The organism is Bacillus xiamenensis, assembly GCF_000300535.1.
Lineage (GTDB): Bacteria > Bacillota > Bacilli > Bacillales > Bacillaceae > Bacillus > Bacillus xiamenensis.
The window spans coordinates 1-720 of sequence record NZ_AMSH01000127.1 but is presented as its reverse complement, the minus strand read 5'-3'; the positions used below and the strand labels follow the sequence as shown (position 1 = coordinate 720).

Here is a 720-nt window from a genome sequence, read left to right as displayed (position 1 = left end):
ACCGAAACGTCGTTCCGGTACGGCCACCGTAAAATCCGAAAGCTGCTTCAGCGTCAATATGATATCAAACGAAACCGAAATACTGTACAGCGCATCATGCAAAAATACCATCTTCAATGTCGTGTGAAGCGTAAAAGGAAATGGAAATCACAAGGGGAATCTGTCATCATTGCCCCAAATATATTAAATCGAAACTTCACCGCAATACATCCGAATTTAAAATGGGTAACAGATATTACTTATATTCAGTATGGACCGAGAACGCTCTACCTTTCGACCATTATGGATTTGTACAACAACGAAGTTGTTGCCTATACCCTAGATGATCACCAGCAGACATCACTCATATTGGACACATTGAGGGCAGCTTTAGAGAAAAGGAATTTGCCTAAAGGTGTACTTGTACATTCAGATCAAGGGAGTGTATACAGCTCGTATGCATATCAAAAGGAGCTGGGGGCAAGGAACCTCACAAGCAGTATGTCTAGGCGAGGTAACTGTTGGGATAACGCAGTGATTGAATCATTCCATTCTAGCTTAAAATCAGAGGAATTTATGTTTACTAAATTCAACTCTATATCAGAAAAAGATGTCAGGCAACGAGTCGACTGTTACATCAAATATGATAATGAAGAGCGTATCCAAGAAAAATTAGGCTACCACGCACCAAAAACATTTGGTAGCATGTCAGCCTAATAAGGGTGTTTTATTTGTGTCTCA

1 protein-coding gene is annotated in these 720 nt (G+C 40.1%); it reads left to right on the top strand.

The genetic code is table 11. The annotated features are described in order from the left end of the window. Window positions 1–696, top strand: a 696-nt coding sequence (locus BA1_RS18275) for an IS3 family transposase (protein ID WP_008362348.1), incomplete at its 5' end; no start/stop codon positions are given. Window positions 697–720 lie beyond the last annotated feature (24 nt).